Origin of the sequence: Peterkaempfera podocarpi, assembly GCF_042466665.1 — a bacterium.
Classification (GTDB): domain Bacteria; phylum Actinomycetota; class Actinomycetes; order Streptomycetales; family Streptomycetaceae; genus Peterkaempfera; species Peterkaempfera podocarpi.
On record NZ_CP162102.1, the window covers coordinates 2,326,025 to 2,343,365 of the forward strand.

16 protein-coding genes and 1 pseudogene are annotated in these 17,341 nt (G+C 69.2%); 7 read left to right on the plus strand and 10 right to left on the minus strand.

Annotated elements, in window-relative coordinates; genetic code table 11:
* Positions 1 to 151 precede the first annotated feature (151 nt).
* Both AB0761_RS10215 and AB0761_RS10220 read right to left on the minus strand, forming a co-directional pair.
* Positions 152 to 832, minus strand: a complete 681-nt coding sequence (locus AB0761_RS10215; RefSeq protein ID WP_377268655.1) for a DUF1028 domain-containing protein — start codon at positions 830 to 832, stop codon at positions 152 to 154.
* Positions 829 to 1,302, minus strand: a complete 474-nt coding sequence (locus AB0761_RS10220; RefSeq protein WP_377268656.1) for a RidA family protein — start codon at positions 1,300 to 1,302, stop codon at positions 829 to 831. The genes AB0761_RS10215 and AB0761_RS10220 overlap by 4 nt, the downstream gene beginning before the upstream one ends.
* Before the next feature lie 232 nt (positions 1,303 to 1,534).
* On the opposite strand from AB0761_RS10220, the gene AB0761_RS10225 reads away from it, so the two are divergent.
* The gene (locus AB0761_RS10225; RefSeq protein ID WP_377268657.1) at positions 1,535 to 2,467 is read left to right on the plus strand and encodes a LysR family transcriptional regulator; all 933 of its coding nucleotides are present in this window, start codon (positions 1,535 to 1,537) and stop codon (positions 2,465 to 2,467) included.
* Between the two features lie 330 nt (positions 2,468 to 2,797).
* On the opposite strand, the gene AB0761_RS10230 is transcribed toward AB0761_RS10225, so the two are convergent.
* From AB0761_RS10230 to AB0761_RS10255, 6 genes and pseudogenes are all read right to left on the minus strand, one after another.
* The gene (locus AB0761_RS10230) at positions 2,798 to 4,321 is read right to left on the minus strand and encodes a hypothetical protein (RefSeq protein WP_377268658.1); all 1,524 of its coding nucleotides are present in this window, start codon (positions 4,319 to 4,321) and stop codon (positions 2,798 to 2,800) included.
* A 457-nt stretch (positions 4,322 to 4,778) separates the two neighbouring features.
* Entirely contained in the window at positions 4,779 to 6,152 is a 1,374-nt protein-coding gene (locus AB0761_RS10235; protein ID WP_377268659.1) for a YDG/SRA domain-containing protein, read from the minus strand.
* Between the two features lie 83 nt (positions 6,153 to 6,235).
* The gene (locus AB0761_RS10240) at positions 6,236 to 6,568 is read right to left on the minus strand and encodes a GIY-YIG nuclease family protein (RefSeq protein WP_377268660.1); all 333 of its coding nucleotides are present in this window, start codon (positions 6,566 to 6,568) and stop codon (positions 6,236 to 6,238) included.
* A gap of 772 nt (positions 6,569 to 7,340) precedes the next feature.
* The gene (locus AB0761_RS10245; protein ID WP_377268661.1) at positions 7,341 to 7,517 is read right to left on the minus strand and encodes a hypothetical protein; all 177 of its coding nucleotides are present in this window, start codon (positions 7,515 to 7,517) and stop codon (positions 7,341 to 7,343) included.
* Positions 7,518 to 8,103: 586 nt separating this feature from the next.
* Positions 8,104 to 8,418: pseudogene (locus AB0761_RS10250) on the minus strand (MFS transporter); the annotation flags it as partial.
* Positions 8,419 to 8,450: 32 nt separating this feature from the next.
* Positions 8,451 to 9,149, minus strand: a complete 699-nt coding sequence (locus AB0761_RS10255) for an SDR family NAD(P)-dependent oxidoreductase (protein WP_377268662.1) — start codon at positions 9,147 to 9,149, stop codon at positions 8,451 to 8,453.
* 196 nt (positions 9,150 to 9,345) lie between these two features.
* On the opposite strand from AB0761_RS10255, the gene AB0761_RS10260 reads away from it, so the two are divergent.
* From AB0761_RS10260 to AB0761_RS10285, 6 genes are all read left to right on the plus strand, one after another.
* Positions 9,346 to 10,131, plus strand: a complete 786-nt coding sequence (locus AB0761_RS10260; protein WP_377268663.1) for a helix-turn-helix transcriptional regulator — start codon at positions 9,346 to 9,348, stop codon at positions 10,129 to 10,131.
* A complete protein-coding gene (locus tag AB0761_RS10265; protein WP_377268664.1) occupies positions 10,128 to 10,790 on the plus strand; it encodes an NADPH-dependent F420 reductase in 663 nt (220 codons plus the stop codon). Before AB0761_RS10260 ends, AB0761_RS10265 begins: the two co-directional genes overlap by 4 nt.
* Positions 10,791 to 11,290: 500 nt before the next feature.
* Entirely contained in the window at positions 11,291 to 11,812 is a 522-nt protein-coding gene (locus tag AB0761_RS10270; RefSeq protein WP_377268665.1) for a DUF2199 domain-containing protein, read from the plus strand.
* Positions 11,813 to 11,885: 73 nt separating this feature from the next.
* Positions 11,886 to 12,488, plus strand: coding sequence for a hypothetical protein (locus AB0761_RS10275; protein ID WP_377268666.1), 603 nt, complete (start codon positions 11,886 to 11,888; stop codon positions 12,486 to 12,488).
* A 28-nt stretch (positions 12,489 to 12,516) separates the two neighbouring features.
* The gene (locus AB0761_RS10280) at positions 12,517 to 12,840 is read left to right on the plus strand and encodes a hypothetical protein (RefSeq protein WP_377268667.1); all 324 of its coding nucleotides are present in this window, start codon (positions 12,517 to 12,519) and stop codon (positions 12,838 to 12,840) included.
* Positions 12,841 to 12,958: 118 nt separating this feature from the next.
* Positions 12,959 to 13,441 (plus strand): DUF4240 domain-containing protein, encoded by a 483-nt coding sequence (locus AB0761_RS10285; protein WP_377268668.1) that lies wholly within the window; start codon positions 12,959 to 12,961, stop codon positions 13,439 to 13,441.
* Between the two features lie 31 nt (positions 13,442 to 13,472).
* Here AB0761_RS10285 and AB0761_RS10290 read toward each other — a convergent pair whose 3' ends face one another.
* Positions 13,473 to 14,201: a hypothetical protein gene (locus AB0761_RS10290; protein WP_377268669.1), complete on the minus strand. Its 729-nt coding sequence runs from the start codon at positions 14,199 to 14,201 to the stop codon at positions 13,473 to 13,475.
* Positions 14,202 to 15,256: 1,055 nt separating this feature from the next.
* On the minus strand, positions 15,257 to 17,266 hold the full coding sequence (locus AB0761_RS10295; protein ID WP_377268670.1) for a hypothetical protein: 2,010 nt from the start codon (positions 17,264 to 17,266) through the stop codon (positions 15,257 to 15,259).
* Between the last annotated feature and the right edge of the window lie 75 nt (positions 17,267 to 17,341).

The window sequence follows — 17,341 nt, forward strand, 5'->3', positions numbered from 1 at the left end:
GACAGCGCGACCAGCCGGCCGGAGGCCCGCCCGACGGTCTCCGCCAGCAGCGCCCGGACGGCCGCGGAGGCCTGGGCGGGCGTGGATGCGGGGGCTGTTCCGGGGGTTGCTGTTTCGGGGGTTGCTGTTCCGGGGACTGCCGTTCCGGGGGTCATCGCAGGTCCCCTGGAACGCCGTAGCTCGGCGCCAGCTCGGGTGCGAGGGCACGCTGGACGTAGGCGTCCTGCTGGGGCTCCCACAGCCGCCACAGTGCGCCGAGTTCGGCGACCGGGTCGCCGTCCGTCCAGTCGACCCGCAGGTCGACGACGGGCCAAGGCACGGTGTCGGCGACGAGCAGGCCGGCCGAGTGGACGGGGCCCTCCTCGCCGCCCGCCGCGAGACCGGCTGTCAGAGCGTCCAGCAGGCGCCGGGCGAGCGGGAGTTCGGGCTGCGCGGCGAAGGCGTCGGCCATGGCTTGCGGCACTCCGTTGTGCAGCAGCATGTTGCCTGCGGCCACGCAGTCCGCGTCCACGGCCTGGGCGTGGACACCGAGCGTGTGCTCGCCCGAGAACGCGGCAGGACTCCCGTCGGCGCCGACGGCCGTCAACTGGCGCCAGGCCACGAGCGTCTCGGTGTCGGCGGTGTGGCGGACGGCCTCCCGGGCGCTCGACCCAGCGGCGATCAGATCGAGCAGCCACGGGCCGAGCCGGGGGTCGGTGACGTTCTGCGTACACGCCGCCCCGATCCCCGCCCGTACGTACGCGCAGCGGGAGGCGACGGCCGGGCTGGAGGAGGTGACAGCCACCCCGACCTGCCCGGTGCGGGGGCACCGCGCGGCGATGGAGAACGTCACAGCAGCTCCCCGCGTTCGGCGGCCTTGGCGTGCCGGATCCCGACCGCCTCGGTCCGGCGCGAGGCCGGGATGACAGCGGTGGCGTCGATCTCCACCAGCCACTCCGGCCGGGCCAGGGCCGAGACCACCAAGCCCGTCGAGACGTAGTGCACGCCCCCCAGCCAGCGGCCCATCACCCGGTAGACGGGCTCGCGGTAGCGGATGTCGGTCAGGTAGATCGTGATCTTCACAATCTCGTCCAGCGCACTGCCGGACTCCTCCAGCAGCATGGCGATGTTGGACATCGCCCGCTCGGCCTGCGCCTCGATGTCGCCGACGCCGACGCTCTCGCGGGTCTCCAGGTCCTGCCCGATCTGGCCGCGCAGATAGACCACGCCCTCGGCGACGACGGCCTGCGCCAGGTCGTTGGCGAGGTTCTGCTCGGGATAGGTGTCGGCGGTGTTGAAGCGCCGCAGTCGGTGGTGCACCATCAGCTCTTCTTCCTCCCGAGCGTGCCCAGCACGCTGTCGGACAACGGCGCGGTGACCGGTGCCGTGGCGAGGGTCGTCATGACACACCTCTCCCGGGGCTTGTGGGGGTGGGGGCTTTCGGCCGGTGGGGCCGCACCACCACTATGAGAGTGACACTTCCCCTGGTAAAGCAGATCTTTTAGGGTTGAGTCATCTTGGATTCAGATGAGGACTTGGGGACGTGGCGGCAGGTATGACGGAAGCGGTCGGGTTCACGCTGGCGCAGTTGCGGTACTTCGTGGTGGCCGCCGAGGCCGGCAGCATGACCGCGGCCGCCGAGCGGCTGCTGATCGCCCAGTCGGCCGTCTCCACCGCGGTCTCCAATCTGGAGCACGAGCTCGGCGTGCAGCTGTTCATCCGCCGCAAGGGCAGAGGCCTGGTGGCCACCCCCGCCGGAGAACGGTTGCTGCTGCAGGCACGGGAGCTCCTCAGCCACGCGCTCGACCTGGCCGCCGAGGCGCGCGGCGTCGAGGGCGGGCTGAGCGGACCGGTCCGGCTCGGCTGTTTCGTCACGGTCGCCCCCTTCGTCCTGCCAAGGCTGCTCGCCGCAGCGACGGAACGACACCCCCAGCTCCGGATCGACGTCCTCGAAGGCGAGGCGGACGAGCTCGACCGGGCCCTGCGCACCGGCCGGATCGACTCCGCCATCACCTACGACCTCGGCCTCGGCTCCGGAATCGCGCGCGAGACCATCGCCTCCCTCCCCGCCCACGCGCTCGTCGCAGCCGGCCACCCACTCGCCGGCCGCGGCACGATCGACCTGGCGGAACTCGCCCACGAACCGTTCGTCCTGCTCGACCTGCCGCACAGCCGCGACTACTTCTGGTCACTCGTCACCGCCACCGGGATCACCCCCGTCGTCCGCCACCGCTCCCACAACTACGAAGCGGTCCGCTCCCTCGTCGCCCTCGGCCACGGCTTCTCCGTACTGCACCAGCGCCCGGCGACCGACGACACCTACAGCGGCGCCCGCGTGGCCACCCTCGCGCTCACCAACGAGCACCCGCCGCTCGACCTCGTCCTCGCCCGGATGGACGGCGTACGCCAGACCGCCCGCTCCGCAGCCATCACGCACCTCGCCCACGAACTCCTCGGCCCGGCCGCCCCACTCGCCGGCCGAGCGTGACCGGCACCGGAGACGGGCCCCCGGCGAGGCGGGAGCCGGGAGCGACAAGCAGCCTCGCCGACCGGCGCACCCTGCCTGGTGGCACGGCGGATCAGAGGCCATTTGTGATCGCGACCCTGACCCCTGCCGTGCGGTATCCGCCGCGCCCGGCGCACGCTGATCCATAGCGGAGACGTTGGTCCGGCGGTACGCGGCGGGTGCAGGTGGCCTCGGGAGGAACGAGGAGGGTCACGACGCGTCCGTGGGCGTCGACGGTGGACGCCGCGACCTGCCTGTCGGTGTAGCGGTCGGGCAGGTGGGCGTAGGGCGTGAGGCGGTGAGGCGGTGCGGTCACGGGCGTGTCTCCTGGGGGTCGTCCGGCTTGGGTTTCCCGCTGGCGCGCAGGTGGGCAACGGCCTCCGGGGTGCGGGTGTCGGCGGGCCATGCGGCGAGGGTGGTCAGCGCGGTGCGGCGTACTTCGGGCGTGCTGCTGGCGAGTGCGCATCGCAGCAGGGGCCAGCCGTGTCCGGGGTGGCGTCGCAGCAGATGCGCGAACACCAGCAGGGCGTGGTCGCGCTCGGGTTCCGGGGTGGTGGCAAGACGTTGCTCGGCCAGGACGAGGATGTGTGCGGCCTGCCGCTGGTCGCTGTTTCGCAGAGCGTGGCCCCAGGTCGGGTCGAGCAGGGGCGGGCTGGTTTCCAGGCGGGCGAGGAGTTGGGCCGTCGGGCGTAGGCGCAGGACGGCAGCGGGGCGCAAGGCGAGAGGGAAGTCGGGCCGCCGGGGGTCAGCGAGGTGGTCGAGGACCAGGGTGGGCCAGCAGGGGTCGTGCAGCAGGGTTTTGTAGCGTGCGGTCAGGTACTCGGTGTCGGCGGGTGTCCAGGGCAGGTCCTGGGGCGGGTGGTTGAAGAAGGTCGTGATGCTGATCATGTCGTGCAGCCTGGCAGTGGTGGGCGCCTGGGCCTGGATCAGGTCGGCGTAGCGGCGCAGCACGGGGACGGCGTCGGGGTAGTCGGTCAGGCCGGGTGCGGGGCCGCCCTGGCTGTCGGCCAGTGCGGCCAGGATGCCGCCGGCGCCGTTCAGGAGTGGGATGTCGACGTGTGGGTGGCTCAGTGCGCTGTGCAGGTCGCCGGTGGTCGCGGCGAGGTGGGCGAGGTACTCGTTCATGATGGTGTTGCGGAAGCCCTCGCGGAGCAGCCATGCCCTGATCGTGGGGTCGGTGGTGTCGCGCAGCGTCCGTACCGCTTGGATGCGTCCCCAGCCTGCGACCCGCCCAGCGAGAGTGTGGACGGCCAGGTCTCCGTCGGGCTGGGAGCGGTGGAGTGCGATGGCGGCGTAGAGGGTGAGCTCGTCCAAGGTGCCGAGCAGGAGCAGCAGTTCGCGGTCGCGGATGTCCCCGCCCAGGCCCAGGAGCACCAGGCCGATCTTGACTGCCGCTCGGTGGGTACCTTGCTGCGCCAAGTGTCGGCCCACCTGGCGCAGGCCGTTGGACGGCAGGCCGCGCCGGCGGATCTCGGCGCTGAGCTCGTCGGCGACCTCGATCGGCGAGCAGGTGGCGAGCAGGTCATGGAGGACCCTGAGCGTGCCATCGGCGACGCTGGGCACCGGTGCCGGCAGTAGGTGTTCGAGGTGGTCGGCGAGTGCTGCGCCGGTGAGAGGAGCGACACCGTCGCTGCTCGGATCGTGCCTGATGAGGGCGTCCTCGCCGCCGCCGACGAAGACGAGGCGGGAGCCATCCGGGCGCAGGTCGGGAAGCGGATCGCCGAACCTGGGCCACGGGCCGGGACCGTAGCGGGAGCGGAGGGTGAGCGCGTGGTCGAAAAGGGTGGGAGTCTCGCGGGCGACGCCGCGGTCGCGTTCCCACCGCGCGCCGGTCAACGGACGGAGGGCTGGGTGCCCTTTCGTGTAGTCATGACGTCGGATGGTGCCCAACGCAGGCCCACCTTGGCAACCATCCGACCCCAGATGCTGAGGATCGGCAATCTCGGCTCTGACCGCAGTCTCTGGGCGACGCCTCGATTCTGCTTGCCTCGAGGTGGTGATCGTCGCGCATGCTGTTGCGTCGAGTGATCTGGAGAAATCGCTACGAACCCAATTCGCAGCCATCGGCGCAGCTGATGCCCAGGACTGGACCAGGTCGCAGATCAACGAGAATCTGCCGCATCTCGCCCGGTATCTCCTCCGAAGCCTATGGAAATCGACCAACGCCTGGAGCACACCAGGCGCAATCGAGCAGCTCCGGTCACATGCCGATTCAGGTCCCATCGCAGTCGTCTGGAACCACTGGCGCCCGGCAGCGTTGATGTCACCAGCTGATGTCGGTGCGTTCGCCCGATCAGTTGTCGCGTCGCAGCTGAGCGTGATGGGCGCGATGGTAGGCCAGGTGCGCAGGGTCGATCTGGTGGGCCGGCTTCTCGCGCAGAGGTCCGAGGCTGACACCGGTCGACTCGTCGGTGATGGAACGATCGTCGGCGATGCTCAGCATGCCGAAGTCAAAGAGGGTGTGGTGGTTGGGGCACAGACACAGCACGTTGGCCGCGACGTCGGGCCCGCTGTGGGGTCGGCCCAGGGCACGTATGTGGGCGGCTTCTGCGTAGGCGCCGGTCGGGGTGGCCAGCCGGATGCCGCAGACCTGGCAGGTGAAGTCGTGGATACGTTTGACGTAGTCGGCCACTGCGGTGCTACGCACGATGCGCCGGATCGTGGCCTCCAGGCGGCTCGGTGTCTCCTCGCCCTCGGGCACGGGAAGCATGGCCCGCAGGGGCTGGTCCGGTAGCTGGGTGTCGGCGATCTGGACGAGGCGGTAGCGCCACACGAGGTGGCCGGCCTGGCCATGGTCGCACCAGTAGTCCTCGACGCGGAAGAGTCCGTCGTAGCGCAGGCCGGAGACGGGTGAGTGGGCGGGTTCGCCGTTGGCGCCGCGCACCACGCGTATCGGGGTGCCGGTAGTGAGGCTCGTGACCAAGGCGGCGTTGCCGAGGGTGAGTTCTTGGTCCTTGACCTGCTGGCCGGTTCGCTCGTCGCGGCCGCCCTGACCGGTATAGATGATCACGTCACCGTGGTCTTCGTCGTCCTCGTAGCCGCCAGAGACGACGATGGATTCGGCGCCGCGTTCCTGGGTGCCGCAGATGCCGGCCTGAAGCTGGCGGTGCACTCGCGCGTCAAAGAGCGCACGGCGATTGGGAAAGACCTGGCCGACCGCGATCCCAGGGACGAGTCCAAAGCCGTCGAAGATGGGGGCGGCCAGGTGGACCGCGCCCAGCAGCAAGGTGGGCTCGGCACCGTCGAAGAATCGATGCAGCAGGGTGTCGACCACCCGTCGCCGAGCAACGAGGTTGGTAGCCATGAGCTCGTAGAGCCGGCCCTCCAGTCCGCCGCGTGGACTGTGTTCGTCCAACCAGCGCCGAACCCCCGAGCCGCGCGCCACTGGCACCTCGCCGGCCGCGCCGTCGAGCTCCCAGAGCCTCGAGCGGCTCAGGGCAACAAATGGGTACTCCGGGGCGGGATCGGAGCCAGGGCGCCCATGGTCCTTGAGTAGGCGGCGCAACGCGGGACGCGCATCGCTCCAGGGAACGAGCCGTGGCTGTCCCCCCGCTGCCCGGCCGATTGCCCAGAGCAGCGTTATCGGCTGATGCCGGGCCGGCTGCCCCGAGGACTGGTCGACGCGCAGCGCGTTGATCTCGGCGCAAACCTCATCGACAAAGGCCATTGCTGACATGGCGCTTCCCCCTCATGTCGTGTGAATGTTCTCCAGATTCCACTGGCTGACCAGTGCCCCAAGACGAACCACGGTCAAGTGCTGACGGGCAGTTCCCTTGCACGTCCCCGTACTTGGGCGCGTAGCTCGGTCAAGGTTGCGTGAAATCGGTTGTGGCGGTTTTGGTCTAGATTGAGTGGTAGGTCCAGTCGGGAACTCAGGTCTGACTCCACGTTCCACGGCTGCGGATGCTCCATCCAGCACACCTGGGCGTACTCGGCCATCCACTGGCTGAGCGTCGCCTCGCCATCCTTCCCAAAGGTCATGCGCTTGCCGCTGCCCACGGGCCGCAACTCCAACCCCAGCAGGCATCCGAGGGTGAGGCGCAGCGTGGAACCGGCGGCGTTACCACAGAAGTGGTAGCGCACCCTCGTGCGCAGATTCTGTGTGCTCTTCCGCTGGGCCATGTACCGCGGCGCGATCCCCCGTAGAGAAGCCGCTCGACCGGCAGATCGGGGTGCGGAGCCTGCCGGAAATGCCACCCATATCCTCCCGGGACAGCCGGCACCGGCGTGGGCTGGGCCAGCACCTCACGAGCCGACCACAAGTAGCCCGGGCTGCTCAGCACGGCAGCGTACAAGGCACCCCCCTCAGGAACACTGTCTCTGCTCGCGCAGGCTACTCGCTCACGCACGCAGACAAGGACGTCCGAACACCTTTGCAGCAGTCAGCATCCGAACTGTGGTCAGCTACAACTGCGTAAGTTGCACAAGCGGGCGCTGAATCGGACGGCAGCCGGATCCGGGAGAGGGCAGGATGTCCCGGTTACACGTCAGCGCCCGCCCTCTCTTGCGCTCTGCCGCGTGGGCCGCCGATCAGTGCACGTCAAACTCGTAGCCCCCGTGCAGGCCGAAAGCAGCGCGATAGCTGCCGTGACGCCGCTGGCCATCAACCACAGCTGCTTCCGGTTCACGCGCCCTTACCCCCAGATCGGCCCTTGAGCGCGTCACCTTAACCCGTGCCGATCAAGGTCCGTCAATGTGACGGCGACCGCATGGTCCACGCAGGACCCGCAGGCCGGAAGGCGCGCAGGCCAGGCAGCGGGAGCGGAATAGCGCATCCCCAGATCAACCGCACTGCACCGCAACCCCGCCACTTCGGCGGGTGTGTGCCACGCGCCGAACCTCCCGCGCCCGCGGTCTAATTGGCGTCCTTCTTCGGCAGAGGGTCCCAATTGAGGATCAGCAACGTGGCGATCGGTCCGAGGAACAGCGACAGCAGGAACCCTGGCCAGGCGCTACGCCCCTTGCTCTGTCCCAGACCGGCGTTGATCAGGGCCAGCGTGAACCAGCCGGTGCCGCTGGTCGTGACGTTCATGTGGCTCCCTGCCAGGTCGATTCGCCCCCGCGCCCGAACGGGTGTCGTCGCAGGCTACAGCCCCTCAACTCCCGGCGGGAGAGCTCAAAAGACGAGGTCAGGTCCACAAAAGCCGTGCCACGGGACGGACCGACCAGCGGCACTTCTGCGCAACCCCGGGGTGCACCCTCGCTTGCCCGCATCTGGCGCGCCCGGCACCTCCCATTCGCAGCACGACCTGCCCAAAGAGACACCCAGAAGCGAACCACCACGCACCTGACCCGAACGATGACCTGTTCGCCCGACTGGAGGCGGACCTGAACACCGAACACCGACTTCCCCAGCGAGGGTGAGGCGGTGGACCTGGACAAAGCCCGCACCACCCGCCGCCCAGCCGACGAAACCCTGCCCATGGTGGCGCCGGTGGACACCGTGCCGGATGCGGACGCCGACCCCGAAGCGTCGGTGCACGTGGACAACCCCGATGCCACCGCCCCGACTGCCGTGGGGTGGCTGCTGGAGCCGATCCTGCCGAAGTGGGCCAGCAACGCCGAGCAGTTCAAGGCCGCCGCGAACTGGGCTGCCGGCAGGCCGAATACGTCACCGCCGAAGCCGTGCCGTAGACGCTGACCGCGACGAGGAAGACGCTCCTCCGGCTGACCAGGTCAGCCGTGCGGCCGCCGAGGAGCAGCAGACCGCCGAAGCCGAGGACGTACCCGCTCACGATCCACTGCAACGCGTCGGCTTCAAGACGCAGGTCGCGGCCGATGGAGGGAAGGGCGACGCCCATCATCGAGGTGTCGAGGCCGTCGAGGAACAGCGCGCCGCACACGACGATCAGCAACAGCCAGGTTCCGCCGGTCCAGTCGAGGTCGTGTACGACCTTCGTATCCCGCTCCGTGGTCGCGACCGCCGACGGAATCGGCGAAGACGTCTCGTCCTGCCCGTCCTGCCTCACCACGCAATCGGCCCGTACCGGTCGATGATCCGGCCGGTGCCGGCACTCGGGTCCTCGATGGCGAGCGTGACGATGGCGTCGGTGCCCTCGGTCACGGTCTGGGTGCCGGTGTGGCCGTTGAGGTCGGTGGCGGTGTAACCCGGGTCGACCGCGTTGAACCGGATGTCGCCGAACGCCTTCGCGTACTGCATGGTCAGCATCGTGACGGCTGCCTTGGAGGCCGCGTACGCCGGCGCGATCACCTGCGACTCCACCCGGTCCGGGTCCTGGGTGAGAGTGACCGACCCCAAGCCGCTGGTCACGTTGACCACCGCAGGAGCCTGCGAGGCGCGCAGCAGGGGCAGGAAGGCCGTGGCCACCCGCACGACGCTGGCGGCGTTGGTGTTGAACACCAACGCGGCCTCCACGCCGGTCAGTTCCTCGGCGGAGACGAGGCTGCCGGTGATGCCGGCGTTGTTGATCAGGACGTCGACTCGGCCCTCGTGGGCCGCCACGTCGGCGGCCGCGGCGGCGACCGAGGCGTCGTCAGTGACGTCGATCTGGATGAAGCGGGCACCGAGCTCGGCTGCCGCCGCGCGTCCGCGCTCGGCGTCGCGGGCGCCCAGGAGGACGGTGTGGCCGAGCTCGGTGAGGCGGCGGGCGGTCTCGAACCCGAGGCCCTTGTTGGCCCCGGTGATGAAAGTGGTCTTGGTCATGACTCCACCTTCGGCCCATCGACCTACGACAGCCAGGGACCGGTGTTCGGTAGGACGACCAGTACCACCCGCGCGATGCGGTGTACGGCGTATGACCCCGCATTATGGACGGGTGAACAACGCAGTTGCTGTGGAAAACCAGTTGGGGGCGACGCTACGAGCCTGGCGCGATCGGCTCTCCCCCGAAGACGCCGGCATGCCGACCCAGCGAGCCCGGCGATCGCCGGGACTGCGACGTGAGGAGCTCGCCGACCTGGCCGGCCTCTCCGTCGACTACGTCATACGCCTGGAGCAGGGTCGCGCCGCAAACCCCTCCGATCAGGTCGTCGGCGCGCTGGCCGGCGCACTACGGCTCAGCGAGGCAGAGCGTGACCACCTCCACCAGCTGGCGGGCTTGCGGCCACCGCAGGACCAGCGGGTGATCGACCAGATCCCCCCGAGCATGCGGCGGCTGCTGGCCCTGCTCGACACCACGCCGGTCGCGGTCTTCGCGGCCGACTGGACGCTGGTCTGGTGGAACCGCAGATGGGCGGCACTCTTCGGCGACCCCACGCACATCGGGGTCGAGGAGCGCAACCTGGTACGACTGCGTTTCCCGGTCGCCTCCGACCGCGGGCGTCTGACGAGCTGGCCGGTGATCCCGGCCAACGCGGAGGGCTCCGACCGGGCGCTGGTGGCCGACCTTCGTCGCGCCGCGGCCCGGTTCCCCGACGACCCTCGCGTGCGGGATCTGGTGGCCAGCAGGGTCGCCGGCAACCCGCGGTTCGCCGCGTTCTGGGCCGAGGCCGCCGTGGGCCGGCACGCCGAGGACCACAAGACCATCCGGCACCCCGAGATCGGCGAGGTGCGCGTTGACTGCGACGTCCTGACCGACGGCGACACCGATCTCAAGATCATCGCCTACACGGCGGAGCCGGGCAGCGTGGACGAGGCCGAGCTTCAGCGCGCCGGCGTCATCTCAACCCCGAGGAGCGACGCGTGACCACGATCGGCATCATCGGAGCGGGCGAGGTCGGCGGCCAGCTCGCCCGCGCAGCCGTCGCCCACGGCTATTGGGTCGTCATCGCCAACTCACGGGGGCCGGAGACGCTGACCCATCTCGTCGACGAACTCGGCCCCCCGGCACGTGCCGCGACAGCGGCCGGAGCCGCCGAGGCCGGCGACTTCGTGATCATCGCCGCCCCCCTCAAGCTCGTCAACGACATGCCCACCGAGGTCCTGGCCGGCAAGATCGTGCTCGATACCAACAATTACATGCCCTGGCGCGACGGTCACTTCCCGGCCGTCGACTCGGGCGAGAAGACCGTGCATGAAATACGCCAGGAGCAACTGCCGACCTCGAAGGTCGCCAAGGCCTTCACCCACATCCAGGCACCGCGCCTCTTCCTCTCCGCCAGCCCGCCCGGCACTCCGGGACGGCACGCGCTCTCCGTGTCCAGCGACCACCCGGAGGCGGTCGAGCTCGTCACCCGCCTGTACGACGAATTCGGGTTCGACACCGTCGACAACAGTCCGCTCAGCGAGTCATGGCGCAGTGGGCCGGGCCAGCCCTCCTGGACGTCACATGCCCACCAGACCCGCGAGGAGTTGGCCGCCAACCTCGCGGCGGCACGCCGGATCCACTATCCCGTCCGCGGCTGAACCCGGTCAGCGTTGCTCAGGCAAGTGCCGCCGCACCGCCCGGCGGATGGCGGCCCCGTCGACGTCGTCGACGAGGCGTACCGGCCCTGAAGGTCGGACGACGGTGCGACCGCACCGAACAGTGCGGGACTCTGTCGCCCGATTCATGGGCGTCGTTGGCGGGGCTTCCTGCCTGGTCGGGGTGTGAGGTCGAGGTCGGCGAAGTGGGTGCGGCGGGTCGTGCCTGTGGGATGCCCGGTCAGGTGGGCGTCGATGCGGTGGAGGTTGACCGCTGCAGCGCTGAAGACGTGGGCGAGGCCGGTCTTGGCCCAATGCCGGGAACTTTAGGTCCTCCATCTCCGTGTCCGGTCGGTGGCTGTGGCGATAGTGATGGCGATCTTTGCGTTCGTGATCGGGGAGTTCTTCCTGGTCACGTTGTAAGCGAAGGTCGAGATCGGGCGTTGTAGCCGCAGGCTCGCAGCCGCGCAGAGCGCCAGCGCCGACCGCTACGCTCCACGATCATGTCGACCACACACGCGTACACCTGTCGTTGCTGCCACGGCCAACATGACGGGCCCGCCCTGTCCTACGGCGCCCCGGCACCCGATCTGTGGCACCCCAAGTACGCCAAGAACAAGGACAGCTTCCTCACCGAGGACCTGTGCGTCGTCAAGGGGAAGGCGTTCTTCATCCACGGCCAGATCGAAATCCCCGTCACCGACACGGGTGACGTCTTCTCCTGGGGCGTCTGGGCCTCGCTCAGCAAGACCAGCTTCACCCGCACCACGGAGCACTGGGACGATCCCGAGCGCGAGCAGGAGCCTCCGTACTTCGGCTGGCTGTCCACCGAGCTGAGCCTCTACAGCGCACCTACGCTGAACCTCAAGACACACGTCCACACCCGCCCGCTCGGCCGGCGCCCCTGGATCGAGCTGGAGCCCACCGACCACCCGCTGGCCGTCGAGCAGCGCCACGGCATCACCAGCGCCCGCGTCGCCGAGATCGCCGGCCTCGTACGCGAAACCGGCGGGCGCAAGCGATGAGCAGCATCGGTCGGCGCGTCCTCCTCCCCCGCGTGCGGGGTCTCGGGCGCGTGCGATGACCGCCCGTGTGAGGGTGAACGAGGCGATGGCCGCGTTCGGCGCGACGGGCACGCTTGGACCGCTGCGGTGCTGCGCCGCCCTGTCGGACATCGCCGCAGTGCTCGGCCCGCCGATGGACGGCGGGCGCGTCAGCAAGCGGCACCGCTGGCCGCACTGGTTCCTCTACGAGAGCGTCGAGCTGGTCGTCTGCCGCTGCCGGCTCGTGGAACGCATCGGCGTTCCCACCTGGCACAACGACTGCCGCATCCCCGGCCCGCAGCCCGGAGCATGGCTGTCCGAACTGCGAGGCATGACCTACCAGCGCCTGACAACGGCTCTCGACGCGACCGACTGCCCCTGGCAACTCACCTACCAGACCGACGACCAAATCACCGTGTCCACCGATCCGGGCGATGCGATGGTGGCCTTCACCTTCATCACCCGGGAAACCTATGACGGCCCCGAGCTCCCTGAACCGGTCCTGTACAAGGCCCACGCATGGAGACGCGACCACATGTGCCCGCCCATTCCGCCGAACCAACCGGACGACGGCATCGGCCTGCAGCCGCGGTACACGACGACATCCCTCGTCCGAGGCCCCGGCCCACGGACCACATCCGGTCTTGCCGGACCGTGATCAGGTCGGGGCACACATAATGCAGCCTGTGGACCTCAGATCCGAACTGCTGCCCCCGCCTGTACCCCAGGACCGCTTGGGCGAGACGTGCCAGGAGATCGAGTGCATCGCCGCCCTGATAGCGCTGGGCAAGTCCGAGGTTGCGGACGGGGCGATTGCCGCCTTCAACGAGACAACCAGTCACAGCTACAAGCCTCATGACTTCGCGCACTACCAGAGCTGGCGGGACCTGAAGGACTTCGCGAAGGAAGCCGCTCGGCCGGCAAGGCCGCACATGGCCAGCATCACCCACGACGAGCTGACCGAAATCGTTCAACGGATTCTGGCTGGCGCCCCCGAGAGCGACTACTAACTGTTGATCCTCCAAACCAATGTGCCGCATCCACGCGCAAGCGACCTGATCTTCCATCCCTCAGCAGAGCTGAAGGGCGCCACGGCAGACCAGTGGAGACGACCTGGGCCTGCCGGTGATGACCTGGGAGCGGTTCTGGAGTCTGATCGAAGTTCTCGGCGGCGAGGCCGGCATGGAGACGTGCGAGCGCTTCGAGGAGGCCTGCGCCCGTCTGACCGACGTCCTCGCGCACGAGCCGGCAGGTCAGATCATCGGCTTCGGTGAACGTCTCGCAGAGGCTCTCTACCGACTGGACCAGGAGGTCTTCGGCACCCTGCCCGTCCTCGGGATGGCGCGGTCCGACGGCTCGCCGTTTCCGCAGTCGGACGACGGCTTTCTGTATTCGCGCGGCGCCGTGGTGGCCGCCGGCCGCCAGACGTACGAGAGTGTCTTCGGCCATCCGGAGCGCTTCGCACGGTTCACTGCGCACCAGTGCGAGTCCCTGCTCTACGTTCACGAGGAGGCATTCGAGCAAGTGACCGGGACCGAGTGGGATCGCCTCACCCGCTACAGCTACGAGTCCTGCTCGAACACGGACGACTGGCCCGAGCTCCGCGACTGAACGCCGGACGACCTGAAAGGAACCCCGCTTGTCAGGTCGCGGTGGGGATGTGGCGCGCTGCGGCAAGATTGGCCGCTGTCCGAAGTCTTGTGAAGTAGGAGGCGCAGTACTCCTCGTTGGCCAGGGGCACGATCTTGTCGAGGTCAGCGATGCACGCCCAGAGAATCGCGATCCCATCGCTGTCGAGTCCGCGGTTCAGCTCTCTCTGGATGAGGCCGGCAACGTCGGCGTCCAGGAGGACCAGGTCCACGCCCTCGATGTCCACGCCGCGGAAGCTCGCGGGGAACAGTGCGCGGCGACGTTCCTCCCACAGCCGGGCGAGTCGGTCTCCAGGCTGAGCTCCGCTCATCTCGGTGGCTATCGCTTCTGCTGCTGATGGTGGGCTCAGGAGCAGGGAAACGGCGCTGAAGACGGCACGCGTCATCTCTGCGGCCCGGAGTGGGCCGAGAGCGGCGCTGGTCACAGCGCTCTGCGTGAGTTTGTCGCGCAGCAGTCGGCTGCGGTCGAGCTCGGCGGCGAGGTCCTGCGTGATGAGCCCTGCGTCGTCGGCCTGCTTGATCAGGTCCTGGAGTGGTTTGTTGACGGCCAGACGCTCGGCAAGGACGTTCTCCAGGGCGACCAGAGAGTGCACGACTGCGACGGTGGCGAATTCGTACCGGTAGTAGGAGAACCGGATGAGCTCACGGGAGGTTTCCATCGCGCTCATGACGTGCATCGACGCGTTGCTGGGCAGAACCAGGTCGGCGACCATGGCGTGCATGCCCGCATAGTCGAGAACGACGTCTCTGACGCGCGGGTCCAGTACAGGCAGAGGAAGCGGACCAGACAACGGTGGCGGGGTGTTCACCCGTGCAGTCTTGCCCCCTGACGACTTTCGACGCCATCGGATCTGCTCAGATCACGGCCAGTCACCCTGGCACTCAAACGTGGCCTCGCCCCCGGAGCAGTGTGCGGGACGGTGCACGAGGGACTGCGTAACGCGTGTAATACGGGACCTCGGGGCGGCTGGAAAACGGCGCCATACGGGGCCCTTGATACACCCCAAAGGGCGTTTGCCCTGTTCAGCCATGCGTCGTCTCCCCGGCGCCCTCGAGAGGATCGCCTCCTTGGCACCACCAGGTGGCAGCACCGGCTGCGACCACGTTGCGACCACCCGGCCGGGAAAACGACTCAGCGGGTCTGCCGAATCCGGCAAACCCGCTGGTCACACGTGTCGGGACGACAGGATTTGAACCTGCGACCCCCTGACCCCCAGCGTTCGGAAGTGCGTTCGCCTATCACTTTCCTGTCCGACTTGTTCAAGTCTTGGGCTATCCCGTCCTCCCCCGCTGGCGCCAGATCCGACCTCATGACGACCAGTCCGTGAGAGGCGTGTGAGAGGCCCGTGAGCCGCAGTGAGCTTCTGCGCTGCGGCTCACTATTGGTGAACGAGCCGTCCTCCGACGGCGGCCAGGGTCGGACCGGAAGGACGCAGGGTGATCCATCATGCTGGCACCCTCATGACGGGCAAGGCAGGGGGCAGGCATGGGGCAGTATGTGGCGGGGGCTGGGCGCGGTGGGATGGTCACGGTGGGCGTGGACCTCGCGGGTGGGCCCGGTAGGCATGCGGGCGGCCGGTGACCAGTTCCGCCTCACCGTGGCCGACCGCGGTCACCGGGGCATTCACGATCGCCCCGGAGTTGGGTCAAGCCGGCGGGACAACCTGGTGGGCCTGAACGAATCCCCGGGGAGTCGTCGGTTCCACCGCAGGCCGGTCGCGGTAGCGACCCACCGTCCTCGGTGGCGCGCGGTGGCGCCGCGCCGTGCCGCGCGGTGTCACCCCTGCTCGGGGACCCAGTCCACCAGCAGCATGCCCCGGTGCGGCAGGTCCGTGTCGAGTTCGAGTATCGCGCCCTCCACCGTGAGCGGCACCACCGCGGGAGCGGCCAGCGGCGCGAGCAACATCGCCTCCGCGTTCCGTGCTCGTCCGGGCAGCGTGAGCCTGGGACGGGCAGGATCAGCACTGCCGTTGGCGACGGCCAGGGACAGCCCCCGCTGGGTGCGGGCGAGACGGGGGATCAGGTGCGGTCCGCCACTGAGCAGGGGCAGGCGCGGGTTGTCGCCCTCCAGGTGACGCACCATCGCGTGCAGGAGTCGCTGCCCGTCGTCGTCGTACGGGAGCAGGTGCGGTGCGGTGGCGGCGAGGACGCCGACACGGCCGCCGAGGCTGTTGGTATGGACGCATCGGCCGGCGCCCCAGTGCTCGCGATCGGGGGTGAGGACGCTGCTCCACACCTCGGCGCCGCCGTCGGCCTCCAGCCGCGCCAGCGCCGGCTGACCATTGACGCTCAGGCAGACCTCCTCGTCGCCCAACTCTCCCACCGATGCGGTGAGTTCGAGGGAGTACGGGCCCGGCACGGTCGGCTGCTCGCGCTCGACGACCTCCCGGACGGTAACTCCCAGCAGGTCGGCGAAGCCCCGCTTTCCAAGCACGTACGCGGCGATGCCGTCGAGCAGCACACCGCCCGCGAGCAGGCGTCGCAGCTCGTCGTCGGTGAGCGCCCACGCGGCCCGCCCGAACAGGGCGGACACGGGCGCCTGTCCGGCCGTCACCGGCACGCCGTAGCGCAGGAGGAAGTCGGCGGTCGCTCCGGGGTTGGCCGTCAGATCCTCGAGCCTGCCCGGGTGGCTGGTGCGGACCCGTGCCGCGGTCTCCGGGTGGACGGGTACGCCCACTCCGTGGGTGCCCAGCATCTCCTTCCCGCGCTCGGCGAGCAGGTCCAGGGCCGGTCGGGAGCGGCGCAGCAGTTCGGCGATGCGCGGGTGGCGTCGGGCCTGGCCGGAGTGCATCGGATGCAGGTTGAGGAACAGCGCGTCCACGCCGGACAGTTGGGCTGTGGCCATTTCCGACCACGTCTGCGTGTCGGACTTGGACCAGGCGGTGTGGGGCCAGTTCTCTATCTCGGGCTCGGTACTGATCCCGGCGGGCCGCAGGGCTCGCTGGGCTTCCAGCAGCCATACGGAGCGGCTGAGTTCGCGGCCGGGCGCGTCGCTGTAGACGGCGAAGTGCGGGCGGTGGACGGCCTCGCCGTCGATGCTGAGGGCCTCGAACAGAGCCGACCAGTCCCGGCCCTCGACGCTGTGCACCGCGGGCTCAGAGCTCATGAGACCGATGCGGGAGCGGCCGCCGGAGTGCTTGTCGACCGCCTCTGCGACCTGCGCGGCCACCTCCAGTTGCGCGGTTCGCCATACCTCCTGCAGGCATGCGCGCCAGGGGTGCGGTGTCCCGGGAGCGGTGACGGCCGCCACCACCTGCTCGCGCGTCACCGGTTCACCGACCAACCGGGCGAAACGCTCGAGCATCAGCGGCTCGAAGCCTCCACCCCACTGAAGCGGTGCGTGATTGTGGAAGCGGAAGTCGTCCTCCAACCACAGCACCCGCAGCCCGAGCCCGGCGAATCGGGCATAGTGCGCGGTCAGCCAGGAGCGCCACAACGGGCAGGCGAACGACGCCTGTCCCTTGGCGCTCTTCCCGTCGGGACCGACCATGAGGGCGAAGCCGTGCCGATCGCTGCGGCCCCGGTCGGCGTGCCCGGTGGTCACCCACGGGTTCAGGCTGACCTCCAGCCCGGCATCCCGCAGGATCTCGGCCGAGGCGGCGGTGGTGTCGTAGAGGAGGTCCTCCTCCACGCCCGCAGGGTGTCCTCCGTAGAACTCCTCGGCGGCGAGCAGCAACACGACCTCGTCGACGCCGGCCTCCTGGCAGAACGCCGCGAGGTCGGCGGCCTGGCGGGTGGCGGTGGGGCCGGACGGGATCTGGAACCGGAGGTGGTACCGGGCGGGCATGTGGGGTCTCCTCAAGGGGGCTGCCGGCTGGGGCCGGCAGCCCCGATGTGTGGCTGTCTGGTTGATCGCTGCGTC

What these genes read in the sequence shown, in the direction of transcription:
- AB0761_RS10235 (WP_377268659.1), bottom strand. Translation starts at nt 6,152, where the DNA reads ATGGCCTTTGTCGATGAGGTTTGCGCCGAGATCAACGCGCTGCGCGTC.
- AB0761_RS10255 (WP_377268662.1), bottom strand. Translation starts at nt 9,149, where the DNA reads ATGACCAAGACCACTTTCATCACCGGGGCCAACAAGGGCCTCGGGTTC.
- AB0761_RS10260 (WP_377268663.1), top strand. Translation starts at nt 9,346, where the DNA reads ATGCCGACCCAGCGAGCCCGGCGATCGCCGGGACTGCGACGTGAGGAG.
- AB0761_RS10290 (WP_377268669.1), bottom strand. Translation starts at nt 14,201, where the DNA reads ATGCACGCCATGGTCGCCGACCTGGTTCTGCCCAGCAACGCGTCGATG.
- AB0761_RS10285 (WP_377268668.1), top strand. Translation starts at nt 12,959, where the DNA reads ATGACCTGGGAGCGGTTCTGGAGTCTGATCGAAGTTCTCGGCGGCGAG.
- AB0761_RS10270 (WP_377268665.1), top strand. Translation starts at nt 11,291, where the DNA reads ATGTCGACCACACACGCGTACACCTGTCGTTGCTGCCACGGCCAACAT.
- AB0761_RS10225 (WP_377268657.1), top strand. Translation starts at nt 1,535, where the DNA reads ATGACGGAAGCGGTCGGGTTCACGCTGGCGCAGTTGCGGTACTTCGTG.
- AB0761_RS10245 (WP_377268661.1), bottom strand. Translation starts at nt 7,517, where the DNA reads ATGAACGTCACGACCAGCGGCACCGGCTGGTTCACGCTGGCCCTGATC.
- AB0761_RS10220 (WP_377268656.1), bottom strand. Translation starts at nt 1,302, where the DNA reads ATGGTGCACCACCGACTGCGGCGCTTCAACACCGCCGACACCTATCCC.
- AB0761_RS10295 (WP_377268670.1), bottom strand. Translation starts at nt 17,266, where the DNA reads ATGCCCGCCCGGTACCACCTCCGGTTCCAGATCCCGTCCGGCCCCACC.